Source organism: Arthrobacter sp. R4-81, assembly GCF_054792365.1.
In genome coordinates this window covers 291,406-317,602 of sequence record NZ_CP096445.1, presented here as the reverse complement: position 1 = coordinate 317,602, position 26,197 = coordinate 291,406, and the positions used below count along the sequence as shown (strand labels likewise).

The window sequence follows — 26,197 nt, the reverse complement described above, 5'->3', positions numbered from 1 at the left end:
CCGTGTCATCCCTGTACTCCATTCCCCTCACCCTGAACGACGGAACCCAGACAGACTTCGGCCGTTTCGAGGGAAACGTGGTGATGGTGGTCAACGTGGCCTCCAACTGCGGATTTACGCCCCAATACACGGGGTTGGAGACGCTCTACGAAAAGTTCAAGGACCGTGGCTTTGAGGTCCTCGGGGTCCCCTGCAACCAGTTCGCCGGCCAGGAGCCTGGCAACGACAGCGAAATCGCCGAGTTCTGCCAGCGGAATTTCGGCGTGACCTTCCCATTGACCGTGAAGTCGAATGTCCGGGGCAAGGACCAGCATCCGCTCTACGCGGAGCTGACCAAGTTCAACAGCGGTGTGCTCCCCGGCCTGGTGAAGTGGAACTTCGAGAAGTTCCTGGTAAACCGCGACGGCGACGTGGTGGCCCGCTTTGCTCCAACCGTTGAGCCCGACTCAGCTGAGGTCATCGACGCCATCGAGACTGCCCTCGCAGAGGATGACTGCAGGCACCAGCCCCGATGAGCCTAAAAGCACCCGGCAATGCGTTCACAGACTCCGCTGAAGGATTTCGGATGAGCCCCGAAGCCGAGCAAACCTTCCTCGCAGTGGTATCTTCTATCGGTTGATTCCGAGGTATTTACGCACAACTGGAGGTCCCGTGTTCAAAGGGTTCAAAGACTTTATTCTTCGCGGCAATGTCATCGAACTGTCGATCGCCGTCGTCGTCGGTACAGCGTTCACAGCGCTGGTTGCGGCCTTCACCACCAACATTGTTAACCCGATCATTGCAGCGGCCGGCGGGGTGGAGACAGAAGGGCTGGGCTTCACTATCTGGCCCGGAAACGACAAGACGTTCGTCAACATTGGCGGGGTCCTCACAGCGTTAGTGACTTTCCTGATTACGGCGGCCGTGGTCTATTTCATCTTTGTGGCGCCCATGAACAGGATCAACTCCCTCGTCAAGCAACGCCTCGCCACTGAGGAACCCGAAGAGGAACCGATCCCGGCAGACACCGCCCTTCTGGCCGAGATCCGCGATCTGCTGACGAAAATGGCGGAAGCTGACCGCAGCAGCGAGAACTCCCGCTAACCGGTGTCTATAGACGCCGGCGGCGGAAGCAAGGGCTGCGAAACCTTCCGCTGATCCTTACGCGGGGGCAATACAGCCGAAACAGCCAGCGGACAGTATGGGCTTATGAAGCCAAAGGTGAACATCCCGCTCCCGGCTGACCTGAGCTGCGAGGTCTGCGGCCAGATGCCTGAACCTACTAGAGCCCGGCTGACCCTGGCCAACATCGCAGTGATGCTCCCCATCGAGCTCCTGGTGCACGCTGCCGTTGTGGAAACCCATCTGCCATACGTTGCCAAGGTCCTGGTCCTGACCTTCACAGCTACTTTCCTGGTGATCTGGGTAGCTGAGCCTTCGGCCGCCCGGCTCCTGAAGAAGTGGCTTCACGCCCCCGCCCTCCGCCACCGCAGCCGGCTGGTGGAGGCACCGGCTCTGTGGCGGGCACGAACCGTACTTCGTGACCAGCCGGGCTCGCTCCAGAAGGTCACCCGTGCCCTGGCCAGACTGGACACGAACATCCTCAGCATTCACGTCCATCCCGTCGCTGGCGGAGTGCTCGATGAATTTGTGCTGGCAGCGCCGGGAAACCTGGGAGAAACCGAGATTTTGGCGGCTTTGAGGGAGGCCGGCGGGCGACACCCGCATATTTGGCCCACCACCGCACTGGCTATGGCTGATGGCCAGACCAAAGCCCTCAGCCTCGCCTCGCGAATCGCTGCAAACCCGGCCGAGCTTCCTTTGGCAGTTGCCGAACTGCTACGGGCACATGTGGTCAGTACGGACGGCCCTCCCGGAGGAAACACACCACCTGCAGAACCTGGAACCGGGCGTGCAGCATCCGGATCACGGGTTGCCGGCACTGCTTTGAAGATCCCGACGGCGTGGCATGGGCCGCTTATCTTCTCCAGGCCTGGCGAACCCTTCACTCCCGCGGAATCCGCCCGCGCCCACCGGCTGGCTGAACTGGCGGAAATCCTGGCCCATGGCCCTGACAGATCGCCCGTCAAGTAGAGCTAAAAACGTTACTCCAAACACTTCCGTAATTTGATAAGCATACTTATGATGTATCTCAAGGATGCGACGTAGATCGGCCGAACCGGAGCGTGGCACCCTGCAACGCAACATCTGTTAAACAGTTGCCGTATAAGGCAGGAGAACATCATGGTAAATACCAACCAGACAGGTCGCCGGACAACCATCCAGACGGCAGCAATGGTGGTTGGAGCAGTGTTCTTGCTGGTGGGCATCTTGGGATTCATCCCCGGTGTTACCAGCAACTACGCGGCCCTCGGAGCAGCGGGACCCGGTTCAGAGGCTCTGCTTCTGGGCATCTTCCAGGTTTCCATTCTCCATAACATCGTCCATCTGCTGTTCGGTGTGGCAGGAATCGTTATGGCACGCAGCGCCACCCAAGCCCGGAACTACCTGATCGGCGGCGGCGCTCTTTACCTGGTCCTCTGGCTCTACGGCCTGGTAGTGCCGCATGATTCAAACGCCAACTTCGTTCCGTTTAACGACGCCGACGACTGGCTGCACCTCATCTTGGGTCTGGCCATGGTCGCCTTGGGCGTTGTCCTGGCGCGCAGCGTGACAGCAACCCGCACCTCAGCCCGCGGCTAAGAACACGTGCACCACTGAATGTACATTGCCAGCCTTGGTGGCCGGGGAACCGGCCACCAAGGCTTTTTACTGCCCCAGACGGGAAGGGACGCTTCAGGCCGTGTCCCGTCCTTGCACAGCTTCCCAGGTGACCCATTTCTGAGGATCGGCTGTGGGCCGACCCAACACGTACCCTTGACCGGCGTACATCCCCAGCCCTGTCACCGCGGCCAACTCAGCTTCGCTCTCGATGCCCTCAGCGATGAGGTGCGCCCGGATCCGTTGTGCGAATTCCACCATTGCCGCGCCGAGGGCGCGCTGGCCGGGGTCCTGATCGATTCCGGCGATGAGGCTCCTGTCGAGTTTGATGATGTCCGGGTGCAGGTGGAGGATATGGCGCATGGAGGCGAAACCCGCGCCGGCGTCGTCGACCGCTATCCGCAAACCGCGCGAGCGGAGCGGTGCCAGCGCCGCGACAAGCGGGGCATAAGCTGCTACGGCCAGGTTTTCGGTCAGTTCCAGCACCAACCGGTCCGCACTGATACCTGATCTGGCGAGAAACCCCGGCAGCCGCGGATCCAGGCAGGTCTCCGGTGAAAGATTAAGTGCCACATACAGGTGGGATGGCAGCCCGGTCGCGGCGGCGAGCGCTGATTCCAGGGCTGCGAACTCCAGATCGGCGGCCAGACCCACCGTCGCAGCCTCGGAAAACCAGCGCTCCGGGCTGCCGCCGTCATCGTCCACGAAGCGCGCCAACGCCTCGACTCCGACGACCCTACCCGTGGCGAGTTCGTGAATGGGTTGGAAGGCCGTGAGGAACGTCCGTTCCCTTAGCACCTGCTCGATCCGTCCCCTGGTGCGCTCCAGAGCCAGCACCCGCTCGGTTTGCGGGCGCAGAGGCCTGCAAGCGCCTTCGAATCCTGTGTTGGCGCCGTGGATTGTCGGGCGGGTGTGTCCTGATACCTCCATCCATAACGGGGTCCCGTCCCGGTGCCGGCACCTTACAACGACTCCGGACCAGCTGGAACCATCAGGTGCCAGGGCAGCGGCGACGGATTGGCGGGCCTTGGCCAGATCGTCCAGGTCGATCACAATGCTCGCCGGTTGCCCTTCCAGCTCAAAAGGAGCGTAGCCCAGGAGATCCAGCGAGGCGCTGCTGGAGAAAGTGAACGTTCCGGCCTCATCCATAGCCCACCACCATTCCCGGCGGGGGTGCAGCACGGAGTCCATAAGATCCGAAAGACCCTCGGCCCTGGATCTCTCACCATGCCGGGCCCTCCTGTCGCGCCACGCGGCATGGAGTGCCAAAAGGATCAGCAATCCCGCCACGGAACCCAGAAGCCCCCGCAGCTCAGGAGAATCCAGCGAAACCAAATGTCCAGAGCCCAGCAAGGTCAGAATCGCGACAGTGAACGCGACCTGAACGCATAAAACGCTCACCAGCAAGTGGCTGCCTACAAAGGACAGAAACCTGTTACTGCGAGACTCCAGCATGTTTACCCCCTTGCACAGGATAAACCCACGACGACAAATAACAGGGAAGGAAAATGCCCTGCCCCCGAACATCCGCTCTGCCCGCCATCATCTCCGAAGCCGAAGCTATCTAGCAGGACAGCCGTCCCCATGCTGGGCAAAAACGTCCTCACAAGTCCTCATTGCGGCGACCGAAGCTCATCCCGCGACTCCGAAGTCCTGGACGTCACCAGCCCTAGTACTTGGACACCTTCGCAAGCACCGCTATCCCTCAGTCGTTCATCATCCTGATCTTGAGCGCCGCAGGCTCGAGGGCCACTGCGAGGTGCTTACCCGTGCCGACGTGGTCCCCGTCGAGCTGGAATTCCTGTTCGTGCTCCAAGGTGATTTCGGCAGACTTGCCCTGGAAGTATTCCACCGAGGTGTTCGTGCGCTTGTTCCGGCCGAAGATGCCCGCCACCACACCCAGCCAACCCAGGCGGCCGCGTGGCGCGAGGATCAGGAGGTCCAGGGCGCCGTCGTCCACCTTGGCCTCGGGGAATATCTCCACGCCGCCCATAATCCTTCCGCAATTGCCGATCATCACACTGCGGATGCGCCGCCGCACAGGATGTTTTCCGTCCATGCTGATCCTTGCACGCACCGGCTTTCCGGGAAGCTTCCGGATGCCGGCTTCTACGTAGGCCAGCCAGCCCATCCTGTCTTTGAGCACATCGATAGTGTCCGCCATGATGGCTGCGTCATAGCCCAGGCCGCCCATCACCAGGAAAACCTGCCGGTCGGCAGAGCCGTCCAGGTTGGTCCGGATCACGTCCACCGTCCGCTCCGTGCCGTTCAGCACGTCGTAGGCAGCGGCTACCGGGTCTGTGATGTTGACGCCCAGGTTCCGTGCCAGCAGGTTCCCGGTGCCCAGCGGCACCAGGCCCAGCGGAACCCCGCTGCCTGCAAGGATCTCGGCCACGCAGCGGACCGTACCGTCACCGCCTGCCGCAATAACGACGTCGACTCCTGCTTCCAGCGCTTCCCGGGTCTGGCCCTCGCCAGGGTCCTCGATGGTGGTCTCCAGCCATAGCGGCTCGGCCCATCCCTGGGTCTCGCACAGCCTGAAAATGGAACCGCGTAACTCCGGGCCGACAGATTTTGCAGGATTGATGACGACGGCTGCCCGCAAAGTGGGGATGGCGTTAGTGGCTGTCATAGCGTCCTTGAAAGAGTGGCGTCTTCGCCGCATGGCGACGGGAAAGCCCCGAACTGAAATCGTATCGGGGATTGACCGGGATAGGCAGCAGCGGCGCGGGGTCGTGGACGCTCCACCCCTTCGACCCATAGGCTGGCTACGTTATGGAAGACTCCGGCCTGTCCGGGATACTCCTGGGGGGCCGTGAAAGCAATGCGGAAGGCGGCGGAGCATGACCGAAGCGGAGAACATTTCAGCAGAGGCCGAGGCGAACAGCAGGGACCCGCATGATTGGGGCCGGGCCATGGCCCGGGCAGTAACGAGGCTTGCTGAGCAGCTCGCTCCGGAGGGAAGCGAAGACATCCACGCCTCGGTGGTGGACAGGGAACTGTGCCTCACCATCAGGGACGATCCCGACGGCGTTCTAATCACGGTGTCCACACAGTTCTCGGGGGATCGAGCCAACCACCAGGACTGAAACGCGGTCACCCCGGCGAAGGCCACATAAAGCGTCGTGACTTTTAGAGTCCCTTGACTGCGCCGAGCACCTTGGTGAGGGATTCCTTGGCGTCCCCGAACAGCAGGGTTGTCTGCGGTTCGAACATGAGGTCATTTTCGATGCCGGCAAAGCCGGGGCGCATGGAGCGCTTGAGGAAGACCACCTGCCGCGCGTCGGCGACTTCGAGGATGGGCATGCCGTAGATCGGCGAGCCCGAGGAAGTCTTGGCTGCCGGGTTGACCACATCGTTGGCTCCTACCACCAAAGCGACGTCGGCAGTCCTGAACTCGGAGTTGATCTCGCCCATTTCCTTGAGCGACTCGTACGGAACGTTGGCCTCGGCGAGGAGGACGTTCATGTGTCCGGGCATGCGTCCTGCCACGGGGTGGATGGCGAAGTCCACTTGGATGCCGCGGGCCTCAAGGGCTTGGGCCAGTTCCGCTGCCGTGTGCTGCCCCTGGGCAACGGCCAGGCCGTACCCGGGAACGATGATCACGCGTTGCGCGTAGCCCAGCAGCACAGCGACGTCCTCGGCACTGGAGGACCGGACCGGCCGGTCACTCGCCGTCGTCGAACCCGCCGTCGAGCCTCCGCGGAATGCCCCGAAGAGGATGCCTGCTACGCTCCTGCCCATCGCTGCGGCCATGGCCCGGGTGAGGATGGTACCCGAGGCGCCCACCAGCGTACCGGCGACGAGGAGAAGAACGTTGCCCAGCACCAGTCCGCTGGCCGCGACGGCGAGGCCGGTGAAGGCGTTCAGCAGCGAAATGACGATGGGGACGTCCGCCCCACCCACCGGAAGCACCAGCAGAACACCTGCAGCCAGTCCCAGCACCATCAGTATCAACGCCAGCGCCAACGAACCGGTCAGTACAACGGCGGTAGCGGCGCCCAGCGCTGCGATCAGCACAGCGGCCATCAGCACCGGCAGGCCCGGGAACACAATCGGCCGGGTGGTCATTAGCTCCTGCAGTTTGGCAAACGTAATGGCCGAGCCGGCGAAGGAGACGGCACCCACCAGCAAAGTGAAGGCAACCGCCAGGCGCACCCAGGATTCCCCGGCATGTCCCAGTTCCAGAAGCGCAACGAGCGCCGCGGCACCGCCTCCCACCCCGTTGAAGAGGGCCACGAGCTGAGGCATCTGGGTCATTTGCACGCGACGGGCAACTGGCGCGGCCACAGCTGTGCCGACGGCAATGGCACCAAGGATCCAGGGAACGTTGTCCAGTCTTGCCGAGAGGAATACGGTGATGACCGCCACCAGCGCCCCGAAGGCGCCGAGGAGGTTTCCCTGGCGGGCAGTGCGGGGGGAGTTGAGGCCCTTGAGCGCGAGGATAAAGAAAACAGCAGCAGCCAGATACAGCAGCGCCGTCCATACAGGATCAAGGAGTATCACTTTTGGACCTCCCGGTTTGCGGTACCGGGTTTCTCCAGGCCCGCCTTCTTACGTCCCCGGAACATTTCCAGCATGCGGTCCGTCACCACAAAGCCGCCCACCAGGTTGGCTGTGGCCAGGACTACTGCGAGCAGGGCCACCGCGAGCACCCAAGGGTCGGCGGCCTGGCCGGCAACGATGATGGCGCCCACCAGGATGATGCCGTGGATGGCGTTGGCCCCCGACATCAGCGGGGTATGCAGGGTGCTGGAAACCTTGGAAACCACTTCGAAGCCCACAAAAACCGCCAACACGGTGATGGTGAGCAAACTGATCGGATCCATCAGGACACCCCCTCATTTCGCGAAGGGGCGTTTTGCGAAGCGACATTCAGCGAGGCTGCGTTTGGCGAAGGGACGTTGGGTGCGGGGGCGCTCTCCAAGGCGAGCAGATGCAGCGCTTGGGCGGTCGGCTCGTGCCGCACAACGCCGTCGTGCGTCAGGCAGGAAGCTGCCAGGACCTCATCCTCAAAGTGCGGCGCCACAACGCCGTCCTTCGTCATCAGGGCCAGCAGGTTCGCCACATTCTTGGCGTAGAGCCGTGACGCATCTGCCGGCATTGCGGACGCCGCATCCTTCATGCCCACCACAGTGACAGCTCCCTTGCCATCTGCGGTGGGAACCTGGAGATCCTCTCCGGGAACGGAGCCCTCCACGTTTCCGCCAGACTCAGCCGCGAGGTCGACGACGACGGAGCCGGGGCGCATGCCCTGCACCATTTCCCGGGTCACCAGGAGAGGGGCACGCCGTCCGGGGACTGCCGCCGTCGTGATCAGTACATCTGACTGGGCCACGTGCGGGGCCAACAACTGGCGTTGCAGGGCGCCGCGATCGGCGCTGAGCTCCCGGGCGTAGCCCCCGGACGCCTCCGCAGTTTCAAGATCCAGTTTGATGAACGTGCCTCCCATGGACGTGACTTCCTCCGCAGAGGAAGGCCTGATGTCGTTGGCCGAAACGCGGGCACCCAGGCGCTTTGCGGTGCCGATGGCCTGGAGTCCGGCCACCCCGACGCCGAGCACCAGCACGCGGGCCGGAGGGATTGTTCCGGCCGCGGTCATGTACAGCGGAAAAAAGCGGGGAAGGCGCATCGCCGCCTCAAGAACGCAGCGGTAACCGGCCACCAGGGCTTGGGAAGAGAGGGCGTCCATGGATTGGGCGCGTGAGATGCGCGGCACCAGTTCAAGCGCGAAGGAGGTCACCCCGGCTGCCGCGAGCGCCTGGACTGTGGGAAGCTCCGACGACGGCGAGGCAAGACCAACCGTGATTGCTCCAGGTTTGAGGCTCTGCGCCGTTGCCGATCCCAGCGGGCGCACGTGGGCGTAGACATCCACTTCGGCAAGGCCCAGCTCGGGGATGATGTGGGCTCCGGACTGGCGGTAATCGTCGTCGCTGTGTCCGGCAGCCATTCCGGCCCCCGCCTCTACCAACACGTCGAGACCAAGGCCCGTCAGCTTCTTCACCGTTTCCGGCGTCGCAGCCACCCGCCGCTCTCCATCCCGGCGTTCCCGCGGTATTCCTAGCTTCACCCGCCACTCCCCTTCCGACGAGTGCAGCGGCGGACCTCCTGGCTCTTCGCCTTGGGGCGGACGCCTTGCGGAGCAACACTGCTGCACGTGGTTGGCACGAGTCTATGGCCCCTTGGGTCCGCTTGGCGCGAAGAGAAAGGTAATTCCCTCAAATTGGGGATTTGCGGGAAGGTACTGCCGGTTCCTTCAGTGGGCCCGGGCTCATCCGCTTTAACGGGGCAGTGCCAAATGTGACCCTTGACACTCGCCGGAAGCGACGCTTACTCTTGGTGCCAAGTCGTTTTACCAAAACGATTTGTCAGCGTTCCTCCCTCCTCTTCTGAATTTTCCGTTCCCCAGAGAAAGTGAGTCGACAGCGATGTCCACTCGAAAAACCATCAACAGGTTTGCCACTATTGGCGGCCTCTGCACCGCCGTCGCACTTACAGCCGCCGGCTGCGGTGCTGGGGGCCCGACGTCGTCGGGCAGCGCCGCCAGCACCGTGAACGTCCTGGTGGAGGCCGGCGGCCACGCCGAACTGACCGGTGTCGCCGAGCAGTGCAAGAAGGACGCCGGGATAGACGTCAACTTCGTCGAACTCCCCTACGACGGCATGTTCAACAGGCTTTCCAGCGAGTTCTCCTCCGGCAACGTCTCCTTTGACGTCGCCGCCCTGGACTCCGTCTGGCTGCCCAGCTTCAAGGACGTGGTCCAGCCCATCGACGAACTCTTCACCGACGAGGCCAAAAAGGACATCTTCCCGGCCCTCGTCAAGGAAGCGAATGTTGATGGCCACTTCATTGGCATGCCCGCTTGGACCAACGCCGAAATCATCCTCTACCGGAAGGACCTGTTCGAGGACCCGCAGAACCAGGCCGGTTTCAAGGCCAGGTACGGCTACGATCTGGCCGCGCCCACCACATGGAAGCAGTACCAGGAAGTCTCGGAGTTTTTCACCAAGGACGGGATGTATGGAACCGACGTGAAGGGCGGGGTGGAGACCGAATGGCTGGCCCACGTCCTCCAGGCGGGTTCCCCCATGGTGCTGGACGAAAACAACAACGTCGTCATAGACAACGCAGCACACAAGGAAGCCCTGGACTTCTACACCAGCCTTGCGTCGTCCGCCCCTCCGGGCGCAGCACAGGTTGACTGGGCAGCCGCCCAGAACCTGTTCAACCAGGGCAAGACGGCCATGACGCGCTTCTGGGCCCACGCCTACCGGCAGATCCCCAAGGACTCCCCGGTGGCCGGCAAGGTTGGTACAGCTCCGATGATCGGCGGCAGCGCTGGCGTAGCAGGTGTTCCGGGCCCGTGGTACCTGACGGTTCCCAAGGCCACCAAGAACACGGACAACGCCAAGAAGTTCATCAAGTGCGCCTACGACCACAACGACCTCGGCATTCAGTCCAGCCTTGGCTTGGCCTCGCGCATCTCGGCCTTCGAGAAGTACCAGGACCAGCCCGGTTATGAAAGCTTCGGCCCTTTGATCGAGACCCTCAACGGGAAGGCCACTGCCACCCGTCCGGCGACCGAAAAGTGGCAGCAGATCGTTGACACCGTTCTGGTGCCCCTCCTGCAAAAAGCTGTAGCCGGCGGGGACTCCACAGCCCTCCTGGCCGATGCCAAGAAGCAGATCCAGGACCTCCTTAAGTAAGACCCCGCGGCCGGCACCTGGCTTCCGCCAGTGCCGGCCGCGGCCCCAACCAGCGGAAGAGAAAACCGTGCGCATCTCCGATCGCCGCTTCGCAATGTTCCTCATGGCCCCGGCGGCTGTGTTCCTCGCCGTATTCGTGGCCTACCCGCTGTTCCGTCTTGTGACAGACAGCTTCTTCAAAATCTCGCCCATGGCTGGCGGATCCCGTGATTTCGTGGGGCTGGACAACTACTTCCGTGCCTTCGCCTCAGAGGCATTCATGGGAGCCGGCTGGCGCACGCTCGCCTACACCCTCATAGTGGTTACCCTCGAATTCGCCCTCGGTCTGGGTATGGCCCTGCTGTTCACCATGCTCGGCCGCAATTCCCAGATCTGGCGGACCGTCTTCCTGTACCCCCTGATGATTGCCCCGATCGTGGCAGGCCTGCTCTGGAAGTTCCTCATGATCGACAACTTCGGACTGATCGGGACGCTCCTGCACCAGGCCGGAATACTGCAGAACCCCAACCAGATCGGCTGGCTCTCGGACCCGAATATCGTGCTCTTCTCGGTGGCGATTCCGGACATCTGGCTGACGACGTCGTTCATGTGCCTTGTGCTGTTTGCGGGACTGCAGAACATCCCCGGAGACCTCATCGAGGCGGCCCGGCTGGACGGGGCGCGGGCACCGGCCTTGCTCTTCCGTATCATCCTTCCCCTGCTCCGGCCCGTCATCGCCGTCGCCCTTGTGGTGCGCGGCATTGATGCCGCCAGGGCCTTCGACACCATCCTCATTCAAACCAACGGCGGTCCGCAGTCCGCCTCGGAAACCATGAGCCTGCTGATCTACCGCACCATGATCCGCTTCGGCGATCCGGGGCTGGCAAGCGCCATGGGCACCATCTACCTGCTGGCCATGCTCGGCGTCGCCTTCTTCGCCGTCGCCACCATCTGGCGGCCAGGAAAGGACAACTGATGAGCATCGCAAACTCACGCCTTGGCGGCACCCGCGCACCGGAAACCGCTCTGCCACCGGCATCCATCGCTTCCCGGAAGGGTCACGGAAACCAAACAGAGGCAGGGGGAGGCAAGGCGCGCCGCCCGCGCCACCACGCGGAGGGCCTCGAAGCGGGCAAGCGCAGCACCAGGACCCTGCTCTGGATTCTCCTCGCGATAGCCATGGTGCTGTATGGGTTCCCGTTCCTCTATCTGCTGTTCACCTCCTTCAGGACTCCGATCGACACCATCGCTGTGCCGCCGACCATCCTGCCCAAGGACTGGACGCTGGAAAACTACACCAACGCTCTGGGACGCAGCGGGGTGCTCGCTTCTTTCATCAACAGCACCCAGACGGCCATCATCAGCACGGCACTGTCCCTGGTCCTGGCGGTGCCGGCGGCCTATGGGATCACCAGGTACAAGACCCCGAGTGGCCGGGTGTTCATCATGGCTGCGCTGGTGACCCGTATGGTGCCGCCGGTTGCCATCGGTATCCCGCTGGCTTCCATGATGGCGACGGCGGGACTTGCGGATACGCCCATCGCGCTGTCGATCGCGCACACCACCATCTCCCTCCCGCTCTCGATCTGGCTTATGTCCAGCTTCTTTGAGGCCGTGCCGCAGGACCTTGAAGAGGCGGCCACCGTGGACGGTTGCAGCCGGCTTGGCGCGCTGTGGCGGGTGGTCATTCCGGTGGTGTCCGGGGGCATTGCGGTCACGGCGATCTTCGCTTTCCTCGCGTCCTGGAACGAGTTCCTGTTCGCACTCCTGATGACAGCCATCAGGTCCCAGACCACCCCGGTGGTCATCGCGAACTTCCAGACCCAGTTCGGGCTGGACTGGGGATCCATGACGGCCCTGGCTGCCGTCTATTCGATCCCCGTCATCCTTCTCACGCTTCTCTTACAGCGCAAGATCGTCGCCGGCATGACGCTCGGCGCGGTCAAGGGCTAAGAAACCACAACCCAAGGGGAAGTACCTATGTCAAGCAACAACTGCTACGACGTGACTACGTGGCCAGTCGGCGATCCGTTCGAGGACGTCGGCGAAGTAATCAACAGCATCATCGCTGACATCAAGGACCGGCAGACGGTCACTGCTGCGAACGATGGAGGAAAGCCAGGCGCGGTAATCTACATTCCGCCCGGGGACTACCGCCTCCGGACGCAGGTGGTGATCGACGTCAGCTTCCTGAGGATCCATGGCTCGGGACACGGCTTTACGTCGTCGAGCATCCGGTTCAACGTCCCCCAAGAGGAATGGCCCGGCCTGCATGAGCTGTGGCCGGGAGGGAGTCGCATTCTCGTCGACATTCCCCTCGACAGAGACGGGGATGAATCCAAGGGAGCCGCCTTCTATGTTGAGCGAAGCGGGAGCCCGCGGATCAGCTCGGTCGAGTTCTCCAACTTCTGCGTCGACGGGTTGCACTTCAACCCGGATGGATCCGGGATGCATCCGGAGAACACGTACGTCAACGGCAAGACCGGCATCTTTGTGGCGAACGCCAATGACTCATTCCGCATAACCGGCATGGGGTTCGTCTACCTTGAGAATGCTCTCACTATCTACCACGCGGACGCGCTTTCCATTCATGACAACTTCATCGCTGAATGCGGAAGCTGTATCGAACTGCGCGGGTGGGGACAGGCATCAAAGATCACCGACAACTTGATCGGAGCTGGCTTCAAGGGTCACTCAATCTACGCCGAGAAGCATGGCGGGCTCCTGATAACCGCAAACAACGTCTTCCCCCGTGGTGCGAGCAGCGTCCGTTTCGACGGCGTCACGCGTTCAAGCGTCACCAACAACCGTTTTCATTCGTTCTACCCCGGGATGCTGATTCTCGCAGCGAACAGTTCAGAGAATCTCGTGGCCACGAATCACTTCTTGCGTGACCACGAGCCCTGGACGCCCTTCCTGGGAGTCGACAACGGGCTGAACGACGTCTACGGACTTCTCTGTGTCAACGGCAGCAACAACTCAGTCGTCGGCAACCACTTCTCGCAGATCCTCGACTCCCAAAGCATCCGGCCCACAGGGGCGATGCCTGTCATCATCCGGCTGAGGGCTGGGGATGGCAACTTCGTCTCCAACAACCACGTGGTGGCGATGGACGTTCAATCCAAGTCAAGTGACTCCTGCTTCTCGGCGCAGGTGGACGCTCTTTTGACGACCGAGGCTTCGGACGGCCTCGCCGTTACCGCCGTCATGGTCGATTCCGAATCAGCTCGGAATACGATCCTCGATTCCGGAAGTGACGCCCAAGTTATCGCAGACAGGACTGTTAACGCCTTCAGGGCAACACCCACGGTCGGTTTCGAGGCGGCACATGCGGATAAGCCGACCGTAGGATCAGTACCAACACTATGAGGACGTGGGAGACCAATGACCAATAGATCAGTCGGTATCAAGGATGTGGCAGCCGCGGCCGGGGTCTCTGTAACCACCGTCTCCCACGTGCTCAATGACGTTGGCTACGCCCGCGTCAGCCCGCTAACCCGTGAACGGGTAAAAGCGGTTGCGGGAGAACTCGGGTACGACCCAAACCGCATGGCGCAGGCGCTGCGCACCCAGCGCTCCGGCATGCTCGGATTCATCAGCGAAGAAATCGCCACCACACCCCACGCCGGACGGATAATTCTGGGTGCGGAGGAGACTGCCCGGCGGCGCGGCTACAACCTCATGATCATCAATACCTCCAGCACTGCCACAGACGAATCCCGCCAGGCTGACGTAGCAGCAATGCTGAAGGGACAAGTGGATGGGGTCCTGTATGCCACCATGTATCACCGCAAACTGGCAGTACCGGACAACCTGCGTGGCGTCCCCGCGATCCTTGTGGACTCCGAGGACATCAACCGCTCAATCTCCTCAGTTATCCCGGACGAATTCGGAGGAGCCACAGCAGCCGTCAGGACGCTGATCGAGGCCGGCCACGAGCGGATCGGAATGATCATCAACACCGACGACGTCCCCGCCACCCACTCGCGGTTGGAGGCCTTCCAGAGCACGCTCTCGGAGGCCGGCCTGACCTTCCATCCCGATCTTGTTGAGGCCGAAGAGTCGGAAGTGCCCGGCGGCTACCAGGCGACCCTGAGGCTGCTGAAACGGAAGGACCGGCCCACCGCGATCTTCTGCTACAACGACCGCATGGCCATGGGAGCCTATCGGGCAGCAGGAGAACTTGGCCTGAAAATTCCTGACGACCTTTCCCTTGTCGGCTTCGACAACCAGGCGCTCATCGCCGAAAACCTCCATCCAGCCCTGACCACGGTCGCGCTCCCGCATTACGAAATGGGGGCATGGGCAACTGAAAACCTCATTGATGCCATCGAAGGCAAAACAGACCTGGCCTTATTCGCAGCCCACCCGACCGTGCTGGGATGCCCGCTGGTAGTACGGAAATCCGTAGCGGGGCCACCGCTCCGCTAACAGCACTCAGCAGTTAGCAGTCAGCAAGACGCTTCGGACGGACCTCCTCGGACGCCCGACTATCTCTGCATGTCTACGAGCCGGGGCCAAAGATGCCGCCGGAGACCAGAAACAAGAAGGAACCCCATGATCGAGCAAGATCCCCGTCCCCAATTCCACTTCACCACCGACGCAGGCTGGATCAATGACCCGCTGGGGCTGACCTGGAAGGACGGAAAATACCACCTCTTCTATCAGTACGTCCCCGGCCGGACCACGTGGGCGTCCAACTGCCACTGGGGCCACGCCACTTCGCCCGACCTAGTCATTTGGACTGAGGAAGGAATAGCCCTGGCGCCCGGGGACGGCGATGACGGAATCTGGTCCGGATCCATCGCCACCGACGCCTCAGGCCATTCGAAGCTCTTCTACACCTCAGTACAGGAGCCGGGAATAGGAATCGGGACTATCCGCTCAGCCATCCCCGACGACGACAGCTGGAACCACTGGACGAAGGGCCCAGCAGTCATTAAGGCTCCGGATATGGGCCTCGTGGCATACCGGGATCCGTTCGTGTTCAGGGACGGGAACAAGTGGCGGATGTTTGTAGGGGCCGGGCTCGAAGGCGGAATCGGAGCGGCGATCTCCTACAGCTCGCACGACTTGGACACGTGGGAACTCGACGGCATCGCCGCCCAACGGCCCGGCTCAGAAAGGCCCGGTTCAGAACGGGATCAGACCTCAGAAACGGACCAGGCCTGGACCGGAACCATGTGGGAGTGCCCGCAGCTGTTTGAAATTGACGGCGTCCACGTCCTGGTGACATCGGTGTGGGAGGACGACGTCCTTCACTACGTGGCCTACGGCGTGGGGTCCTACAGTGACGGCGTCTTCACGGCACGCACCTGGAAACAGCTGACGTACGGTCCCGGATACTACGCTCCCTCGTTTTTCCGCGACAAGGAAGGAAACCCAGCCCTGATCTTCTGGATCCGAGGGGTCATCAGCCAGGACGGGAAGTGGGCCAGCGCGCTGAGTATCCCCCACACACTTACGCTGGAGGACGACACGCTGATTGCAACCCCGCATCAGGATCTGGAAGCCTACGCGGTCTCAGTGCACCAAGCCGGCAATGATCCTGGATCCTCGGACGCACTGTTGGCCGGTGGAGCGGATTTCACCTGGATCTCCGGAGAACGGACCGCCATTGAATTCAAGGCCGGCGAAAAGACGGTTGCAACCATCAGGCATGCAGGAAACTCGCTCATCCTCAGTGTCCCGGACAATGCTGCCTTCAGGGATGTGCATATCCCCCTTCCCGATGGAAACCGCATAAGAGCCATCATCGACCAAGGGCTGCTCGAGGTATCGACGCATAGTGGATTGGTGGCTGTGCCGCTGCCGTTCCTCGAAGGCCCCCTCCTGCTCTCGGCAACCGGGCTCCTTCAGCCCCCACAGCTCAAGATCCTGAAACGGCCATCCGATGCGTCTATTACTCCTTCCACAAGGCTCCAGCATGCAACCGTCCCCTGAGTTGGCGCGTCACAATCCGTTGGTTCCAGACTTGCCCATCGCCAAGTCCTAAATCGCGTGGAACAATGAGCGGAATTTGTTGAGGTAACACCGAAATTTGGGGGATTCATGCAAGAGCGGGCGGACTTCGAAGCGACCAAACCGGAACAGGGATCCGGTCACACACCGCCACGCCCGCAGTATGGACAAAGGCTGCCTCAAGACCCTGCTGCAGCTGAACACTCCTCCGGTTTCCAAAACGAGCAGACTGCCGGTCTCCAGAACTATGGGGAGTACCAGCAGGGAGTCATTCCAGGCAGGACCGCACCGCCCGCCCCCCAGGCAGCCAGGGAAGACGTGGTCCGTGGGACGTTGTTTTCGCTTGTCGCCATTCCTGCCGGCGTCATCCTTTGGCTGATCCTGTGGAACGTAGGCTTTATGGCCTCGATCGTCGGTTTTGTGGCAGCCGCAGGTGCAGCCCGTATGTACGTGCTGGGCAGCGGAAGCTTCAGTCGGAATGGTGTCTGGGTTATTGCAGCCGTAACACTGATTACTGTCCTGGTCTCGTTCGTGGGAGGTATGTGGTTGGACATGGCTCAGTTCATGGGCGGCGCATCTCCCTTTGCCATGCTCCTGGATCCTCAGGCTTGGGAGCTCCTCGGATACAACCTGACGACAAACGCTGACCTGGTGGAAACCTACAAGCTGGACTTCCTTGTGGCTGTGCTCCTCGGTGCCCTCGGATGCTTTTTCACGCTTCGAAGGATGTTCGCTGAGACCAGGAAGTAGTCCCGTGAGCCACCCCTCAGGGCGGCAGCAGGTGGCTAGTGCTTGGCCGAAAGGTCAGCCGAGATGAGCTTGGCGGTCTCCACGATCTCCTGGCGCACAGAATCCAGGTAAGCGTCGGGGTCGGGTTGGGCCGCCACGGCCTGTGCCTGCAGGGAAACGTTGACGGCGGCCACTACCTTGCCTGGTCCGTCATACACAGGCGCTGCGACAGACATCAGGCCCATTTCAAGCTCCTGGTCCAGAAGGCACCACCCCTGGGCCCGGACCGTGTCAAGCACCCACAGCAGTTCCTGCTTGGTGCCGACTCCCCGCGGCGTCAATGGCCGGATTTCGGCCGCCGCCAGGTACTCCTGCAACTTGGCCGGCGGCAGGGCAGCCAGGAGGACGCGGCCCATCGACGTCGCATAGGCGGGGAAGCGGGTGCCCACGGTGATGCCCACGTTCATGATCCGGCGCGTGGTGATCCGCGCGATGTAGGCGATGTCCGTCCCGTCAAGGACGGCAGCCGACGTCGACTCCCCCAGTTTGAGCGACAACTCCTCCAGATGGGGCTGGGCAAGTTGCGGCAGGGACAGGCCTGACAGGTAGGCATAGCCGAGCTGCAGCACCTGAGCCGTGAGCCCGAACGTCTTGCCGTCGGTACGCACGTATCCGAGCTCCACCAGGGTGTGCAGGAACCTGCGGGCCGTAGCGCGTGTCAGATCGGTGCGCGCTGCCACCTCGGTGAGGGTCATCAGCGGATGGTCGGTGTCGAACGCACGGATGACGGCCAGCCCGCGCGCGAGCGACTGCACGTACTGGTCGCCGGCCGGTGGGGGCGCTGCTGGGTTGGTCATGGTTAGCAATCCTATTGGCTTGGCGGAGTTAGGGCTCGACGGCGGGCGCAGCCTTAACCGGGACCGGCACCAGCGGGACGGGCACCAGCGCCTGGAGCTCCTCGAAGGTGCAGCCAAAGGTTTCCCGCACCTGAACGCCGTCGGGTCCGGTGAGGAATACGGCCATATCGGTATACACGCGGGTCACGCAGCCAACCCCCGTGAGCGGATATGTACAGGTCTCCACGAGCTTGGACGCTCCCTCACGGGTCAGCAGCGTCATCATCACGAAGACATCCTTTGCCCCGGTCGCCAAGTCCATGGCTCCGCCGACCGCCGGAATCGCATCCGGGGCGCCCGTGTGCCAGTTTGCAAGATCCCCCGCGGCAGAGACCTGGAATGCCCCCAGAACGCAGATGTCCAGATGCCCGCCCCGCATCATGGCGAACGAGTCGGCATGGTGGAAGTAGGAGGCCCCGGGCAGTTCTGTAACGGGGATTTTGCCGGCGTTAATGAGGTCCCCGTCAATCTGGTCACGGGTGGCTTCCGGACCCATACCCAGCATGCCGTTCTCGGTATGGAGCGTGATGTCCTGCTCAGGCTGGAGGTAGTTGGATACCAGCGTTGGCTGGCCGATTCCCAGGTTTACGAAGGACCCGGGCTTTATGTCACGTGCCACCAGACTCGCGAGGTCATCGCGGCCCAGCGGCTTTTCCCTGCTCTTGATTGACACAGTCTGAAGGCCGATCTGATTATTGGGCTGGACAGTCATCTCAGGCCACCTTCACAATGCTGTTCACGTAGATGCCGGGCGTCACAACGTTCTCCGGGTCCAGCCCGCCCACCGGAACGATCTCCGATACTTGCACCACCGTGTGCTTGGCGGCCGCCGCCATAATGGGCCCGAAGTTGCGGGCAGTTTTGCGGTACACGAGGTTTCCCTTCCCGTCAGCCTTGAGGGCTTTGATGAGGGCGACGTCGGCGTGGATGGGCGTCTCGAAAACCTGTCCCCTTCCATCGATTATCCGGGTTTCCTTACCTTCAGCCAGGATGGTGCCGTAGCCGGTGGGGGTGAAGAAACCGCCGATCCCGGCACCTGCGGCACGGATACGTTCGGCCAGGTTCCCTTGCGGTACCAGTTCCAACTCGATCTCGCCGGCCTTGTACTTGGCGTCGAAATGCCAGGAGTCAGACTGCCGGGGGAAGGAACAGATCATCTTGCGGACCCGGCCCTCCCTGATCAACAGAGCCAGCCCTTGATCCCCCTGGCCTGCATTGTTGTTGACCACGGTCAGCTCCTTCGCGCCGCAATCCATCAAGGCGTCGATCAGCTCGAACGGCTGTCCGGCGTTGCCGAACCCGCCAATCATCACCGTGGAGCCGTCCTGGATTCCGGCAACGGCCTCCTCCACAGTGTCCATGAGATTCAGCATGTCCTAGGCCTTCCTGTTATCCGGCTCAGAATCAGCAGTGACGTTTTCCAGCACCACCGCCAGCCCCTGTCCCACACCGATGCAGATCGCAGCCACGCCCCACCGCTGGCCGGATGCCTGCAGGCTCCGCGCCAGAGTGCCCAGGATCCGCGCACCGGAGGCACCGAGCGGATGTCCCATGGCGATCGCCCCGCCGTGCCGGTTCACGATGGAAGGATCCACACCCCAGGCGTTGATGCAGGCAACAGACTGCGCGGCAAACGCTTCGTTAAGTTCGACGGCGCCCACCTGGTCCCAGCCGATCCCCGCCTTCGCGAGGGCCTTGTTCGCGGCTTCCACGGGAGCGTAGCCAAAGTACTGGGGGTCGTTCGCGTGGGCTCCGCGGCCAGCAATACGGGCCAGGGGGTCCATGGCGAGAAGCCCGGCGGCACGTTCGCTGCCGATCCAGGCAGCCGAGGCGCCGTCGGACAATGGGGAGGCGTTGCCGGCGGTGACGGTGCCGTTCTCGGTGCGGAAGACGGTTTTGAGCCCTCTCAGTTTTTCGGCCGAGGAGCCGGCCCGGATGCCCTCATCCCGCGTTAGATCGGTTCCTGGCACCACTGAGACGAGGTTGTCATAAAAGCCCTCGTCCCAGGCCTTGGCGGAAAGATTGTGCGAGTCCGCGGCGAATTCATCCTGCTGTTCGCGCGTCACACCGTACTTTTCGCGGAGCCGCTCCGTGGCTTCGCCAAGGGAAGTGGTCCATTCGGAGGGCATTGCTTTGTTCACCAGGCGCCAGCCCAGCGTGGTCGAGGCCAGCGTGAGATCACCGGCGGGGTAGGGCTTCTCCGTCTTGGGCAGCACCCACGGCGCGCGGCTCATGGATTCGGCGCCACCCACCAGCATGAGCTCGGCGTCGCCGGCGTTGATCTGGCGAGAGGCAATGATCGCCGCGTCGAGAGAGGAGCCGCAAAGGCGGTTGACCGTTGTGCCGGCAATGGAGACCGGCAGGCCTGCGAGCAGGGTACCCATTCGGGCGATGTTCCGGTTTTCTTCGCCCGCGCCGTTGGCATTGCCGAACACAACCTCATCGATGCGCTCTACGTCGAGTTGGGGTGCACGCTTAACTGACTCAGCGATCACATGGGCGGCCAGATCGTCGGGCCGGATGGAGGCAAGCGCGGAACCGAATTTACCGAAAGGCGTGCGGACGGCGTCGTAAATGTATGCCTGGTTCATGAAGTATGGTCCATTCCTCTGTCATCCATGGCTATGTTGTCCATTGCTGTGCTGTCCATTGCTGTGTCGTCCATTGCATGGAACACCTGCTGGGCGGTCTTAAAAGCTGTGTTGGCGGAGGGAACCCCGCAATAGATGGCTGTCTGCAGCAGGATTTCCTTGATCTCATCCCGGCTCAGGCCGTTAGTGACGGCCGCGCGGATATGCATGGCCAGTTCTTCCCAATGCCCGTGCGCAACCATCGCCGTGATGGTGACGGCCGACCGCATCTGCCGGGAAAGTCCTGGCCTGGTCCAGATTCCACCCCACGCAATCCGCGTGATCATGTCCTGGAAGTCCTCAGTAAAGGAATCCATGTTCGCGTTCGCGCGGTCCACATGCGCATCCCCCAGCACTTCGCGGCGGACCACCATACCGCCATCGTAAATTTCCTGGCTCGTGGCGTCGGGGCGGACCACTCCACTTCGTTCTGCGTCACTCATTGTCAATTCCTCCGATGAAGTCCTGCAGCAGTTTGGCTACCCTGACCGGCGCCTCCGCAGGTGCCAGGTGGGCAACGCCATCCAGGGCAACCAGCCTTGCTGAGCCTCCTCCGGCTCGAATGCCGGCAACCACCTCTTCAGCGAAGGATGGCGGGGCCACCCCGTCCTCCACACCTGCCGCTGCAAGGGTTGGGACCTGGACGCTGCCGAGTTCGTCACGGACGTCAAAGGACGCGAGGGCCTCGCAGCAGAAGGCGTAACTGAATCTGTCGGCGTCGCGCAGGGAGTGAAGCAACCGGCTGCTCAGTTCCGGTTCGCGGTCCATGAAGCCCGGGGCGAACCAGCGCTGCGCTGACCCTTGGATCATCACCGGCGTACCTTGATTCCGGACTGTTTCCGCTCGCTCCAACCAGCCATCAGGGGTGCCGAGTTTGGCTCCGCTGCACTGAACACAGAGGCTGGTGAGGCGCTCACCGTGCTTGATGCCGAGCTGCAGGCCGGTTGCACCGCCCAGGGAAACCCCGGCGTAATGGAAGGTGGCGCCCGGCGCGATGGAATCAACAAGTTCGACGACGGCGTCCGCCAGCTCGCCGACGTCGAACGCCTCTTTCGCGGCAGGTGAGACGCCATGTCCGGGCAGGTCCCAGGCCACGACGTCGTAGTCATTGCCCAGGAGTGCGGCGGCGTGCCCCCACAGCACTGCGGACGAGGTGCCGAGGGAGGGGCCCGCCACCAATAGAGGCTTCCGGCCAAGTTCCCGCTGGGGTGAAAGCAGCGATGCCTTGAGTGCAGGCCTTGTCATAACGGCCTCCCTTCGGTTCCTTGCGTTTGCTTCGCTGAAAATTCGGGGAAGGCAGCGAAAATACGGCGCGAGATCTCATGGCTCTGGCCCAGGTAGTTGGCAGGGTCCAGGAGCTCCTCGAGGCGCTGATCCGAAAGCTTGTCCTCCTCGACGGCTTCGCGCAGCAAGCGACGGTAGGTGGCACCCTGCTCTGCTGCCGGCGCCAGAAGAGTCTGGTCCACCGCGGCCTGAAGCCGATCCCTGCCATCCTCACCCAACAGTGGAGCCACGGCGCTGGTCACGGCTTCACTCAGCAGGAGCGGTCCGGAAAGATCCAGGTTGCGGCGCATCGCTCCCGGGAAGACCTGCAGGCCTTCGGCGAGTTCCCGGGCCAGTCCGGCTGCTCCGAGGGACAGCCGGAGCAGTTCCCGGAATGCCTGCCATTCGCTGTGCCAGGCGCCGTCGGGGCGTTCGTCGTTGAAGCTGGCGGCGGCCTGGTGCAGCTGAGCGGCAAGGTTGGGGGCCTGGAGGGCAGCGCTGCGGACCAGGACAGAGAGTACGGGGTTTTGCTTCTGCGGCATGGCAGAGGATACTCCCCGCCCTGCCGCCCGGGGTTCGGCCACTTCAGCAACTTCCGGCCTGCTGAGGAAGAGGATGTCGGCCGCGATTTTACCCAGGGCGTCGGTCATCCCCGCCAGTGCATCCCCGAGGGAAGTCACTGCGAATCGGTTGGTGTGCCAAGGAGCCGGAGTTGGGGTGAGGCCCAACTGTGCGGCGAGCCGGTCCGAGAGATCCAGCGCGCTCACGGCTGTTCTCGCTGTCCGTCCGGTTTCCCTCCCCGACGTGGTCCGCGCCGACGTGGTTTCAGCCAACACGGTTCCGGACGCCAGGGTTCCGGCGGCGCCACCGCACTGCACCGGCAGCGGGACCGATTCGAGCTTCCGGGCAGCAGCAGCCAGTCCGTAAAACCACTGCGCCGTCCTGAGGCCAAAGGTCACTGGAAGGGAATGCTGGGTCAGGCTGCGGCCCACGCACAGCGTGTCCGCATGCTGTTCGGCGAGGGACGCAAGCGCCGTCGTCGTGCTGTGGACGTCTGCCAGCAGCGCAGCAACGGCGTTGCGGGCCAGCAGCATAAGGGCCGAATCCAGGACGTCCTGGCTGGTCAGCGAGGTGTGAACCGCGCGAATGGCCCCGATATTGCCGGTGTCCAGTTTCTTGACCTGCGCGCGGAGATCGGCGAGCAAAGGTATGACCGGATTTCCGCCGCCTTGGGCACGCACAGCGATGTCCCCTGCGTCGTAGCGGCTGACGTCAGCGGCCGCGGTGACGACGGCGGCCGACCCTGCCGGTGCCAGGCCTGCCTTCTCCAGGACCGAGGCCCAGGCTGCCTCGACGGCCAGGATCGCCGCCAGTACCGCCCGGTCGCCCGTCAGGATCGCTACAAGGGGCGACGCCGAAACGGGAGCCAGCAGGCCGACGTCGCCGTCGAAGCGGGGCTCGGGACCGGTCATTGACGGTCCTTGCCACCAGCGGACCCGCCATCGAAATCAAGGAAAACCGCCTCGCCCTCACCCTGCAGCCGGACATCCCACGTCAGTCCGCCGTCCGGATCACGCCGGGCAATCAGGGTCTGCCGGCGATCGGGATCGAGAGAGCTCAGCAGCGGGTCCGCGGCAAGTGCCTGCTGGTTCTCCGGCAGATAAATACGGGTGAACAGGCGGTCCATCAGGCCCCTGGCGAACACCGCCACGGCAATGAACGGGGCAGCGCCAGGACCGGTGGGGCCCGGGTTGACTGTGGTGAACGTATAGACGCCGGAATAGCCCACCGAACTGCGGCCCCAGCCGGTGAAGGTGTAGCCGTCACGGACAAGGGAGCCTGTCCCCTGCACGATCTTCCCGTCAGCGTCAGGCTGCCAGATTTCCAGCATGGCGTCCGGAACGGGGTGACCCGCGCCGTCGTACACCGTCCCTTGGAGGCGGATGGATCCGGGCGACCCGGGCGCAAGGAGCTCGCAGTCCTTCTCGTAGGGCAGGGCATAACCATAGAACGGGCCAACCGTCTGGCCTGGTGTCGCGGTGAGTATGGAGTCACTCATGGTGGTCACCTTCCGCCCCGAGGGCCTCATTTTCGGTCCAGGTCCGCTTCGACCCCGTCAGCACGATGTCCCAGTTGTAGCCCAGAGCCCATTCGGGTTCGGTCAGCTCGTGGTCATAGCTGGCCACGAGACGGTCGCGGGCGTCCTGGTCAACGATCGACTGGTAGATCGGGTCCAGCGGGAACAACTGATCGCCCGGGAAGTACATCTGGGTGACGATTCGCTGCGTGAACTCATTGCCGAACAGCGAGAAGTGAATGTGCGCAGGACGCCAGGCGTTGAGATGGTTCTTCCACGGATAGGCGCCAGGCTTGATGGTGATGAATCGGTAGGATCCATCCGGCCCGGTGATGCAGCGCCCTACACCGGTGAAGTGGGGATCGATCGGGGCGGGATGCTGGTCCCGCTTGTGGATGTAGCGGCCGGAGGCATTGGCCTGCCAGATCTCCACGAGCTGCCCGGCGACAGGGCGGCCATCGCCGTCGAGCACCCGGCCGGCCACGATGATGCGTTCGCCCTGGGGCTCGCCGTTGTGCTGGATGGTGAGGTCGGATTCCAGCGCGTGCACGTCCTGGTGCCCGAAAGCCGGCGAGTAGAGCTCGATGGTTTCAGGATCCGCGTGGTGCAGGCTTTTGGTGGGGTGGCGGAGGATGCTGCTGCGGTAGGGGGCGAAGTCCAGCCGTGGCTGGGTCTCCGGCTCGCCGCCGCTGCTGAGCTTGGCGGCATAGGCATCGCCGATGGCCTTGAGCTCAGCACTCAAATCCGCTTGCGTCTCCACTTTTGGTGTTGCCGCTATCGGGGGAACTTCGGCTGCATCGGACAGATCCTCGGTGAGGGAATCAGCTTTGTACGTTTCGGCCGTGAAATTCTCTGGCACAGCAACCTCCTTCGGGTTATCGGTGTGACTGGTTCTAGAGTACTCCAACTGTTCACTATACGCACTCTTGTTCTTATGCCGAACAAGTGAGGTCAAGCAAGTAGCCTGCTCCGTCGTCGTGACCCTGTTTCCTTGCGAAGGTCACGACACCACGGCCAGTCGTCTGTCTAAAAGGTCAGGTCAGCTTCAAAAAAGGTCACGACGGCGGTCCTCCCCTCGCGCTGCGCAGGGAGGGCCGCTGGGGTTTGGTGCTAGGGCTTGGTGGCCAGCACCTCGGCCAGATCATAATTAACGGGTTCTTCGAGCTGGTCATAGGTGCAGGACCGGGGGTCCCTGTCCGGGCGCCAGCGCACGAACTGCGCCACGTGGCGGAAACGCTCGCCTTCCATGTGGTCATAGGCAACCTCGAGGACGCGTTCCGGCCGGAGCGGCGTGAACGACAGGTCCTTGCCTGCACTCCACCGGCTGCCCTCAGCGTTGCGCGGGGTGCGTTTGCCTTCCTCCTGCTTCGCCCAGGCCCAGGGGTGGTCATCGAAGTCGGTGACCAGGGGCTGCAGTTCCTCGAAAAGTTCTTTGCGGCGCTTCATGGGAAAAGCGCCCACCACCCCCACACTGGCGAGCACTCCGTCGTCGTTATAAAGCCCCAGCAGCAGGGAGCCGATCAGGTCCGTTCCGCTGGTATGCACCCGATAGCCGGCCAGGACGCAATCAGCTGTGCGGGCGTGCTTGACTTTGAACATTGTCCGTTTATCCGGCTGGTACTTGCCGTCCATTGGTTTGGCGATGATGCCATCCAGTCCTGCACCCTCAAACTGATGGAACCATTGCTCGGCCCTCGTCCTGTCGTGGGTGATGGCGGTGAGATGGATCGGGGCGTCGGCACCGGAAAGCGCCTCTTCCAGGGCACTGCGCCGTTGGGAGAACGGCTGGCTGGTGAAGTCCTGGTCCTCCAGGGCCAGCAGGTCAAAGGCCACAAACTTCACGGGCGTCTGCTCGGACAGCAACTTTACCCGGCTCGCGGCCGGGTGGATCCGCTGCTGGAGGGCATCAAAGTCGAGGCGGTCCCCGGATGGTCCAACCAGGATGATTTCGCCGTCGAGCACGCAGCGCGTTGGCAGGTTGGCTTTCAGTGCTTCCACCAGCTCAGGGAAATAGCGGGTCATTGGCTTGCCGTTGCGGCTGCCGATTTCCACTTCCTCTCCGTCGCGGAAGATGATGGACCGGAATCCGTCCCACTTCGGCTCGTAGCTCAGGTTGCCGTCCGGGATGGCGGTGACGGATTTGGCGAGCATGGGGGCGACAGGGGGCATGACAGGCAGCTGCATGAGGCCCATTCTTGCCCGGACACCCGCTCAGCGCTACCCCCGTTGCCTTATCTGGACGCAGCAACAAAGCCT

General features: G+C 62.7%; 27 protein-coding genes. 12 read left to right on the top strand and 15 right to left on the bottom strand.

What is annotated here, in order from left to right:
• Positions 1-2: 2 nt before the first annotated feature.
• The 4 genes from M1E05_RS01580 (at position 3) to M1E05_RS01565 (ending at position 2,682) form a co-directional block, all read left to right on the top strand.
• Positions 3-515 carry a glutathione peroxidase gene (locus M1E05_RS01580; RefSeq protein WP_461164239.1) on the top strand — a complete coding sequence of 171 codons (513 nt, stop codon included), beginning with the start codon at positions 3-5 and terminating at the stop codon, positions 513-515.
• 136 nt (positions 516-651) lie between these two features.
• Entirely contained in the window at positions 652-1,083 is a 432-nt protein-coding gene (gene mscL / locus M1E05_RS01575) for a large conductance mechanosensitive channel protein MscL (protein ID WP_458112499.1), read from the top strand.
• 105 nt (positions 1,084-1,188) lie between these two features.
• Positions 1,189-2,073, top strand: coding sequence for an ACT domain-containing protein (locus M1E05_RS01570; RefSeq protein ID WP_461164238.1), 885 nt, complete (start codon positions 1,189-1,191; stop codon positions 2,071-2,073).
• A 150-nt stretch (positions 2,074-2,223) separates the two neighbouring features.
• Positions 2,224-2,682, top strand: a complete 459-nt coding sequence (locus tag M1E05_RS01565; protein WP_458112501.1) for a DUF4383 domain-containing protein — start codon at positions 2,224-2,226, stop codon at positions 2,680-2,682.
• A 93-nt stretch (positions 2,683-2,775) separates the two neighbouring features.
• Here M1E05_RS01565 and M1E05_RS01560 read toward each other — a convergent pair whose 3' ends face one another.
• Both M1E05_RS01560 and M1E05_RS01555 read right to left on the bottom strand, forming a co-directional pair.
• Entirely contained in the window at positions 2,776-4,155 is a 1,380-nt protein-coding gene (locus tag M1E05_RS01560) for a sensor domain-containing phosphodiesterase (protein ID WP_461164237.1), read from the bottom strand.
• Positions 4,156-4,405: 250 nt separating this feature from the next.
• Positions 4,406-5,332: a diacylglycerol/lipid kinase family protein gene (locus M1E05_RS01555; protein ID WP_461164236.1), complete on the bottom strand. Its 927-nt coding sequence runs from the start codon at positions 5,330-5,332 to the stop codon at positions 4,406-4,408.
• A gap of 211 nt (positions 5,333-5,543) precedes the next feature.
• Between M1E05_RS01555 and M1E05_RS01550 the strand changes: the two genes are divergently transcribed.
• Positions 5,544-5,789: a hypothetical protein gene (locus M1E05_RS01550; protein ID WP_458112504.1), complete on the top strand. Its 246-nt coding sequence runs from the start codon at positions 5,544-5,546 to the stop codon at positions 5,787-5,789.
• A 43-nt stretch (positions 5,790-5,832) separates the two neighbouring features.
• Here M1E05_RS01550 and M1E05_RS01545 read toward each other — a convergent pair whose 3' ends face one another.
• The 3 genes from M1E05_RS01545 to M1E05_RS01535 are packed head-to-tail and all read right to left on the bottom strand — an operon-like array spanning position 5,833 to position 8,770.
• On the bottom strand, positions 5,833-7,206 hold the full coding sequence (locus M1E05_RS01545) for an NAD(P)(+) transhydrogenase (Re/Si-specific) subunit beta (RefSeq protein WP_458112505.1): 1,374 nt from the start codon (positions 7,204-7,206) through the stop codon (positions 5,833-5,835).
• The gene (locus M1E05_RS01540) at positions 7,203-7,529 is read right to left on the bottom strand and encodes an NAD(P) transhydrogenase subunit alpha part 2 (RefSeq protein ID WP_458112506.1); all 327 of its coding nucleotides are present in this window, start codon (positions 7,527-7,529) and stop codon (positions 7,203-7,205) included. Before M1E05_RS01540 ends, M1E05_RS01545 begins: the two co-directional genes overlap by 4 nt.
• The gene (locus M1E05_RS01535) at positions 7,529-8,770 is read right to left on the bottom strand and encodes a Re/Si-specific NAD(P)(+) transhydrogenase subunit alpha (RefSeq protein ID WP_461164235.1); all 1,242 of its coding nucleotides are present in this window, start codon (positions 8,768-8,770) and stop codon (positions 7,529-7,531) included. Before M1E05_RS01535 ends, M1E05_RS01540 begins: the two co-directional genes overlap by 1 nt.
• A 358-nt stretch (positions 8,771-9,128) precedes the next feature.
• Between M1E05_RS01535 and M1E05_RS01530 the strand changes: the two genes are divergently transcribed.
• The 7 genes from M1E05_RS01530 (at position 9,129) to M1E05_RS01500 (ending at position 17,096) form a co-directional block, all read left to right on the top strand.
• Complete coding sequence (locus M1E05_RS01530) at positions 9,129-10,406, top strand: ABC transporter substrate-binding protein (protein WP_461164234.1); 1,278 nt, start codon at positions 9,129-9,131, stop codon at positions 10,404-10,406.
• Positions 10,407-10,473: 67 nt separating this feature from the next.
• Positions 10,474-11,361, top strand: a complete 888-nt coding sequence (locus tag M1E05_RS01525) for a carbohydrate ABC transporter permease (RefSeq protein ID WP_458112509.1) — start codon at positions 10,474-10,476, stop codon at positions 11,359-11,361.
• On the top strand, positions 11,361-12,338 hold the full coding sequence (locus M1E05_RS01520; protein WP_461164233.1) for a carbohydrate ABC transporter permease: 978 nt from the start codon (positions 11,361-11,363) through the stop codon (positions 12,336-12,338). The genes M1E05_RS01525 and M1E05_RS01520 overlap by 1 nt, the downstream gene beginning before the upstream one ends.
• Positions 12,339-12,365: 27 nt before the next feature.
• Positions 12,366-13,754: a right-handed parallel beta-helix repeat-containing protein gene (locus M1E05_RS01515; RefSeq protein ID WP_461164232.1), complete on the top strand. Its 1,389-nt coding sequence runs from the start codon at positions 12,366-12,368 to the stop codon at positions 13,752-13,754.
• 15 nt (positions 13,755-13,769) lie between these two features.
• Positions 13,770-14,816, top strand: a complete 1,047-nt coding sequence (locus M1E05_RS01510) for a LacI family DNA-binding transcriptional regulator (RefSeq protein ID WP_461164231.1) — start codon at positions 13,770-13,772, stop codon at positions 14,814-14,816.
• A 126-nt stretch (positions 14,817-14,942) separates the two neighbouring features.
• Positions 14,943-16,328 carry a glycoside hydrolase family 32 protein gene (locus tag M1E05_RS01505; RefSeq protein ID WP_461164230.1) on the top strand — a complete coding sequence of 462 codons (1,386 nt, stop codon included), beginning with the start codon at positions 14,943-14,945 and terminating at the stop codon, positions 16,326-16,328.
• Between the two features lie 108 nt (positions 16,329-16,436).
• Positions 16,437-17,096, top strand: coding sequence for a hypothetical protein (locus tag M1E05_RS01500; RefSeq protein ID WP_461164229.1), 660 nt, complete (start codon positions 16,437-16,439; stop codon positions 17,094-17,096).
• A 35-nt stretch (positions 17,097-17,131) separates the two neighbouring features.
• Here M1E05_RS01500 and M1E05_RS01495 read toward each other — a convergent pair whose 3' ends face one another.
• The 10 genes from M1E05_RS01495 to M1E05_RS01450 all read right to left on the bottom strand — a co-directional run bounded on the left by M1E05_RS01495 (position 17,132) and on the right by M1E05_RS01450 (position 26,125).
• Positions 17,132-17,932 (bottom strand): IclR family transcriptional regulator domain-containing protein, encoded by an 801-nt coding sequence (locus tag M1E05_RS01495; protein ID WP_461164228.1) that lies wholly within the window; start codon positions 17,930-17,932, stop codon positions 17,132-17,134.
• A 28-nt stretch (positions 17,933-17,960) separates the two neighbouring features.
• On the bottom strand, positions 17,961-18,683 hold the full coding sequence (locus M1E05_RS01490; RefSeq protein ID WP_461164227.1) for a 3-oxoacid CoA-transferase subunit B: 723 nt from the start codon (positions 18,681-18,683) through the stop codon (positions 17,961-17,963).
• Position 18,684: 1 nt separating this feature from the next.
• Positions 18,685-19,344: a 3-oxoacid CoA-transferase subunit A gene (locus tag M1E05_RS01485; RefSeq protein ID WP_461164226.1), complete on the bottom strand. Its 660-nt coding sequence runs from the start codon at positions 19,342-19,344 to the stop codon at positions 18,685-18,687.
• A 3-nt stretch (positions 19,345-19,347) separates the two neighbouring features.
• Positions 19,348-20,562: a thiolase family protein gene (locus M1E05_RS01480; protein ID WP_461164225.1), complete on the bottom strand. Its 1,215-nt coding sequence runs from the start codon at positions 20,560-20,562 to the stop codon at positions 19,348-19,350.
• Positions 20,559-21,044 carry a 4-carboxymuconolactone decarboxylase gene (gene pcaC, locus M1E05_RS01475; RefSeq protein WP_461164224.1) on the bottom strand — a complete coding sequence of 162 codons (486 nt, stop codon included), beginning with the start codon at positions 21,042-21,044 and terminating at the stop codon, positions 20,559-20,561. Before pcaC ends, M1E05_RS01480 begins: the two co-directional genes overlap by 4 nt.
• Positions 21,037-21,846 (bottom strand): alpha/beta fold hydrolase, encoded by an 810-nt coding sequence (locus tag M1E05_RS01470; protein ID WP_461164223.1) that lies wholly within the window; start codon positions 21,844-21,846, stop codon positions 21,037-21,039. The genes pcaC and M1E05_RS01470 overlap by 8 nt, the downstream gene beginning before the upstream one ends.
• Entirely contained in the window at positions 21,843-23,336 is a 1,494-nt protein-coding gene (locus tag M1E05_RS01465; RefSeq protein ID WP_461164222.1) for a lyase family protein, read from the bottom strand. Before M1E05_RS01465 ends, M1E05_RS01470 begins: the two co-directional genes overlap by 4 nt.
• The gene (pcaG, locus tag M1E05_RS01460; protein ID WP_461164221.1) at positions 23,333-23,923 is read right to left on the bottom strand and encodes a protocatechuate 3,4-dioxygenase subunit alpha; all 591 of its coding nucleotides are present in this window, start codon (positions 23,921-23,923) and stop codon (positions 23,333-23,335) included. The genes M1E05_RS01465 and pcaG overlap by 4 nt, the downstream gene beginning before the upstream one ends.
• On the bottom strand, positions 23,916-24,746 hold the full coding sequence (gene pcaH / locus M1E05_RS01455) for a protocatechuate 3,4-dioxygenase subunit beta (RefSeq protein WP_461165310.1): 831 nt from the start codon (positions 24,744-24,746) through the stop codon (positions 23,916-23,918). Before pcaH ends, pcaG begins: the two co-directional genes overlap by 8 nt.
• Positions 24,747-25,051: 305 nt before the next feature.
• Positions 25,052-26,125, bottom strand: a complete 1,074-nt coding sequence (locus M1E05_RS01450) for an ATP-dependent DNA ligase (RefSeq protein WP_461164220.1) — start codon at positions 26,123-26,125, stop codon at positions 25,052-25,054.
• Positions 26,126-26,197: the final 72 nt, after the last annotated feature.